Source organism: Pseudoalteromonas prydzensis (genome assembly GCF_011050055.1).
Classification (GTDB): Bacteria; Pseudomonadota; Gammaproteobacteria; order Enterobacterales; family Alteromonadaceae; genus Pseudoalteromonas; species Pseudoalteromonas prydzensis_A.
Map to the genome: position 1 here is coordinate 1 of NZ_DRGM01000020.1, position 6262 is coordinate 6262.

Annotated in this window: 6 protein-coding genes; all 6 read right to left on the reverse strand. The window is 40.7% G+C overall.

Annotated elements, in window-relative coordinates; all coding sequences use genetic code 11:
- A partial coding sequence (locus ENH88_RS01490) for a sigma factor (protein WP_304178739.1) occupies positions 1-179 on the reverse strand: 179 nt, incomplete at its 3' end.
- A gap of 26 nt (positions 180-205) precedes the next feature.
- A complete protein-coding gene (locus ENH88_RS01495) occupies positions 206-1066 on the reverse strand; it encodes a MinD/ParA family ATP-binding protein (RefSeq protein ID WP_002959312.1) in 861 nt (286 codons plus the stop codon).
- Positions 1059-2543, reverse strand: a complete 1485-nt coding sequence (flhF, locus tag ENH88_RS01500) for a flagellar biosynthesis protein FlhF (protein WP_304178733.1) — start codon at positions 2541-2543, stop codon at positions 1059-1061. Before flhF ends, ENH88_RS01495 begins: the two co-directional genes overlap by 8 nt.
- Positions 2544-2564: 21 nt before the next feature.
- Positions 2565-4676, reverse strand: a complete 2112-nt coding sequence (gene flhA / locus ENH88_RS01505; protein ID WP_024599209.1) for a flagellar biosynthesis protein FlhA — start codon at positions 4674-4676, stop codon at positions 2565-2567.
- 72 nt (positions 4677-4748) lie between these two features.
- A complete protein-coding gene (gene flhB / locus ENH88_RS01510) occupies positions 4749-5879 on the reverse strand; it encodes a flagellar biosynthesis protein FlhB (RefSeq protein ID WP_010553902.1) in 1131 nt (376 codons plus the stop codon).
- A 9-nt stretch (positions 5880-5888) separates the two neighbouring features.
- The coding region (locus ENH88_RS01515) for a flagellar biosynthetic protein FliR (protein ID WP_304178737.1) at positions 5889-6262 on the reverse strand (374 nt) is incomplete at its 5' end.

A 6262-nucleotide genomic window follows, 5' to 3' on the forward strand; every position in this document is an offset into this window, starting at 1 on the left:
CCTTTTGTTGCATCAAAGTTTTTTGAAGCTTCTATTAAACCTATCATTCCTGATTGAATTAAATCATCAAGCTGAACGCTAGGTGGTAATCGAGCAATTAGATGACATGCCACTTTTTTTACAAGTGATGCATGTTTCTCAACAATCACATTTAAGTTTTGTGTTGATTGATATCCCATAGCTCTATTCACCAGTGTTGTCATAATTAGCCGTTTACTAGTTTCTCAATGAAAAACTCTAAATGCCCAGATGGTTGATTTGGTATTGGCCATTTAACTGCTTTTGTTGCCAGTGTTTTAAACGCAAGAGCGGCTGGCGAATTTGGAAAGAGTTCTACGATTACTTTTTGACGACGTGTTGCTTTGCGCATATTTTCGTCATAAGGAACCGTTGCGACTAGCTCCATTGATACATCTAAAAAGCGATCTGTTACTTTAGAAAGCTTTGCAAATAATTCGGTGCCTTCACGCATACTGCGGACCATATTGGCGACAATTTTAAACTTATAAACACCGTGCTCACGGCTTAATACTTTAATAAGTGCGTAAGCATCCGTTATTGATGTTGGTTCATCGCACACGACAACCATTACATCTTGTGCCGCGCGAGAAAAGCTCAGTACCATGTCTGAAATACCAGCGGCGGTATCTACAATTAAAATATCAAATTCGGTATTTAATTCGCTAAACGCACGAATTAGTCCAGCATGCTCAGATGGCGATAGCTCCACCATACTTTGCGAACCAGACGTAGCAGGTACAATTTTAATACCTGCTGGGCCTTCAACTAAAATTTCGTCAAGCTCACATTCACCAGACAAAACGTGTGATAAATTACGCTCTACACGTAAACCAAGCATTACATCACAGTTTGCTAAACCTAAGTCAGCATCCAGCACTAATACTCTGTTACCTTGTTGCCCTAGTGCAATAGCTGTATTTAGAGAAACATTTGTTTTCCCTACTCCACCTTTACCACCGGTTACAGCGATAACTTTTACGCCGTTGTTATTGTTTTGACTCATCTTGCGCAGGCCGCTTGCTTGATCTAATACTGTGTTAATCATACATCCCTACTGTACTTGGCGCCACTGCTTGGTGCCTTGAATGTTGTGCTTTTATTCTTTTTAAATATAATTGCTCAGCCTTTTTCACTAGTTTTTCAGCATTTGCAACACGAATATCTTCTGGTACTCGTTGACCGTTAGTAAGATACCCTATTGGAAGACGATTTTGAATCGCAATACTAATAATCTCACCCAAACTCAAAGATTCATCTAACTTAGTGAAAATACAACCACTTAACTGTACTTTTTTAAAGTGGCGTACTGTTTCTTGTAATACATTAATTTGTGCTGTCGCGCTTAGTACTAGGTAGCTGCGAATATCCACACGTTGGTTGCGCATTAACGTGTTTAACTGCTCAGTTAAACGTAAATCTCGTTGGCTCATACCTGCTGTATCAATTAATACTAGACGTTTATTTCGTAAATGATATAAAACTTCAGCTAATTCATTAGCATCTTTAACTTGTTTTACACCACAACCAATAATACGGCCATATGTTGCAAGTTGCTCATAGGCTCCAATTCTGTACGTATCAGTGGTTATTAACGCCACTTTATCAGCGCCATATTTTTGTGCGCCTAACGCTGCAAGCTTAGCCACAGTTGTTGTTTTACCTACACCGGTTGGACCTACTAATGCATATACACCACCTTGGCGAAGTATTTCATTATTGGTTGTTTGCATTTGATCTTCGACCATCGTTAACAATGCTTTCCAGCCTTGTTGACGAGACACATCATCAGGTACAAAACATGCCATTTGTTGTGCTACTTCTTTATCAATGCCCATACCGACTAAACGATCAACCATGCAAGCACGTGTTGGATCGCGACGCGCCATATCTTGCTGCATTAAACCCGATACTTGATGCTCTAATAACTGACGAATTGCGTTCATTTCTTCACGCATTGTTGTCATTTCTTCGCTTTCATTATTAGGTTTTTGCTGGCGAGCAGTTACTGGGCTGTCTAAATCATCAAAGTCGCGGTCTAAATCGTCAAAACCTAAGCTATCGGCTTGCGTATGAGGACGTGCAGGGGCTACATCATCACGTGCAAACATATTATTAGTAGGACGCGCTTTAGCTAAAGGTTCCTGGTAGTTATCTGTAGTATCAATACCTGATTGAGAAAACATTGACGCAAGCTCTGGGGAGCGAGGACGCGGTGATTGACGCTCTAATAAGGCTTGTAAGCTATCTGCTACTTTTGCTTGAGGTTCAGGTTTGGCACGCTGAGGTTCTGATTTTACAAAGTTGTGCATACTTTGCTGTGGCGCTTGAGCACGCGGCTCTGCATTGCCTTGTGGTTGCGCTGTTGCTTTAGGGGCTGCTTTGTCATAATCAACTGCCGCTACAATTTCTACACCGTTAGCCAGCTTTTTATTTGACATAATAACCGCATCAACACCTAACTCATCTTTAACTTCTTTAAGTGCTGTGCGCATATCTTTAGCAAAAAAACGTTTAATTTTCATGATTCAACCCCTTTTAAAATCTTATTGTTGGCCTACTGAGCTAACAATCTTGATCTGTCTTTCGTCTGGTACCTCTTGATAAGACATCACTCTCAATCCTGGAATGGTGTACTTAACAAAACGAGATAACACAGTGCGTAACATTCCTGACGTTAGCAATATAGAAGGTTCACCGGCCATTTCTTGATTTTGATGAGCTTGTGTCAATGACACTTGAAGTCGCTCTGCAAGTCCTGGCTCAATACCGGCACCTTCATCGCCTGCATTTTGTAATGACTGATGCAACATCTGTTCCAACTCAGGTGCCAAGGTTATGACAGGGATTTCTGATGACATACCAACCGCATCTTGAACAATTAATCTACGCAGAGAAATACGCACTGCAGCCGTTAATACATCAGGGTCTTGGCTACGCGGGCCATACTCAACTAGGGTTTGAACAATTGAGCGCATATCGCGAATAGCAACGCCTTCATTCAATAAATTTTGCAGCACTTTTACAATTGCAGTTAATGGCAACACATCTGGTACTAGTCCTTCAACTAAGCGAGGGTGGCTTTTAGCAAGCATATCAAGCAGGTTTTGAACTTCTTCGTGCCCTAGTAGTAACGCCGCACTGTTAGTTAATAACTGGCTGATATGAGTGGCAACTACCGTGGCTGAATCTACAACGGTGTAACCTAGTGATTGAGCTTCATCTTTTTGATCTGGTTTGATCCATACTGCATCAAGGCCAAATGCAGGGTCTTTAGTTTCAACGCCTTTAATTGGACCAAATACTTGCCCTGGATTAATCGCCAGCTCGTCGCCATGTTTAAGTTCGCTTTCACCTGTTGAAACACCCATTAGCGTTATTCTGTAAGCATTAGGGTCAAGCTCTAAATTGTCGCGAATGTGCACAGGTGGTACTAAAAAGCCAAGCTCTTGAGAAAGCTTTTTACGTACACCTTTAATACGATTAAGTAGCTCACCACCTTGAGATTGATCTACCAACGGAATTAATCTGTAACCTACTTCTAGGCCAATTACATCAACTTGTTGAACGTCATCCCAGCCAAGTTCTTTTTGCTCTTGTTTATTAGCAATACCCGTTGCAGCGCTTCCACCACTGGCGGCTTCTTCAGCTTCTGCTGCAGCGGCTTTTAATTTACTTTGCTGCGTGTAGTAAGCTAAATAACCAAGTAACGCACCTAAACTTAAAAAAGCAAAATGTGGCATACCAGGCACTAAGCCCATGATGATCAAAATACCTGAAGCAATGAAGAGAGATTTTTCGTTACCAAGTTGCTTCTTAAATTGGTCACCCATATTGAGCGACTCATTTTGGCGTGTTACAACAATCGCAGTACCAATTGAAAGTAGTAAAGAAGGGAGCTGAGCAACTAAGCCATCACCAATGGTAAGTAATGTATATACTTCCATTGCATCGCCAAAACTCAAATTGTGCTGAATCATACCGACAAATAAACCACCAACAATGTTGATGATTAATATAACAATACCTGCAATAGCATCGCCTTTTACAAATTTACTCGCACCATCCATTGAACCGTAAAAATCGGCTTCTCGGGTTACTTCCTCTCGGCGGTCACGCGCTTGTTCAGCACTGATAAAACCAGCGTTTAAATCAGCGTCAATTGCCATTTGTTTACCCGGCATTGCATCAAGGGTAAAACGTGCAGATACCTCAGATATACGCCCTGCACCTTTAGTAATTACCACAAAGTTAATAATGATCAGGATTAAAAACACGACCAAACCAACAGCGTAGTTACCACCAATAACAACTGAGCCAAACGCTTCAATCACCTTACCTGCAGAATCTCCTCCGTTATGACCTTCAAGTAGTACAACTCGAGTACTGGCAACGTTAAGCGCTAAGCGCATAATCGTAGCGATTAATAATACAGAGGGGAATATACCAAACTCAACCGGCTTCATCGTGTAAACGGTCACGAGTAAAACCACTAATGCGAGAGCAATATTAAACGAGAAAAGGATATCGAGTAAAAATGGCGGTAACGGTAGAATCACCATTCCCAAGGCAGCAAGCACAAGCAAAGGAGTACCTACCCCTTTGGCATAGTCTTTTTTGTCTCTGTTAAGTTGTTGTAATACCGCTTTAAAACTCATAATTCTACAATTTCAAAAAATTGACACTACATAGAATTTGCAATAACTATTCCAAGTTATTAAGTTAGCGATTTAATACTTATAGGCATCGGGGATTGGGAGCTTATTATTAAGCTTAGTTGGGCGTTTACCGCGCCCTTTATTAAAGCGCTTAAGCTGAAATACATACGCTAAAACTTGCGCAACAGCAGTAAATAGCTGATCGGGTATTTGCTCTCCTACTTCAGCCGTATGGTAAAGCGCTCGGGTCAACATAGGGGATTCTAAAATTGGTACTTCATTCCCTATTGCTACTTTTCGAATTTGCATCGCCATTTCATCAATACCTTTAGCAAGCACAATAGGCGCTCCTGCACGCTCTGTATCGTATTTTAATGCTACTGAGTAGTGAGTTGGGTTGGTAACAATAACGTCAGCGTCAGGGACATCTTGCATCATGCGGTTTTGCGACATTTGCCTTTGTGTTTGCCTAATACGCGCTTTTATTTGTGGGTCACCTTCAGAGTTTTTATACTCATCTTTAATTTCTTGCATGGTCATTTTAAGTTGTTTGTTATGGTTATAACTTTGAAATGGCGCATCGATGGCGGCAATAATAATTAAAGTGCATGAAAGGCCTAAAAACATCCAGCCTAAAATCTCTAAGGCATGAATAATATTACCTGGTGCACTTTCTAAACTTAAATGCAGTATTTCATCAAAATAAGTATTAATTAAAAACACAGCAAAACTTGCAACCAAACCAAATTTTAAAAGTGACTTTACAAGCTCAATAGCCGCTTGCGGGCCAAACATACGTTTAAAGCCTTTCATTGGCGACATTTTACTTGCTTTAGGTGCAGCGGCTTCCCAGCTAAAATTAAAACCACCTAGTAACGTATTCCCAATAAATGCAGCCAAAACTATAATTAATACAAACATAGCCATAGGAAACATTAAAGCGTCTGCAACCTCTCCCCATACAGCAAACATTTTAGTGGTATCAAAGGCTTCGTTACGGTTTAAGCTAAGGGTTCGGCCCATTACATTGTATAAACCTTTGCCAATTTCAGGACCATACATCAAAAGCGATATAGCCGAAAAGATAAGTACAAACATGGTACCTAGCTCTTTTGAGCGTGCTATTTGGCCTTTCTTTTTAGATTCTTCAAGCTTTTTGGATGTGGGTTCTTCTGTTTTTTCTTGCCCTGAGTCTTCAGACATGACTTTCTCCTAAGGTGAGCAACCAACTAAAGTACACATTAGCTCAACCATTTTTAACCATTGAAACTCAAACTGAGTAACAAAGTTACCTAGTGTCGCCCAAATAATAATAAGTCCCGCTACCAAGGTAAACGGAAAACCAATAGAGAAAATATTTAATTGCGGTGCTGCGCGCGTCATAATACCAAACGACATATTAATAACGAGCATAGCCGTAAGCGGTGCAAGTGAGAGTACTAGTGCTGTAGTAAACATCCAGCCACCCCAGGTCACTATGTCCCAGTAATGATCTACAGACCACCATGTGCCATCAATGGGTAGCACTTGAAAACTATGCACCACCATTTGAATCATCATTAAATGACCGTTAAAAGCAAAAAATA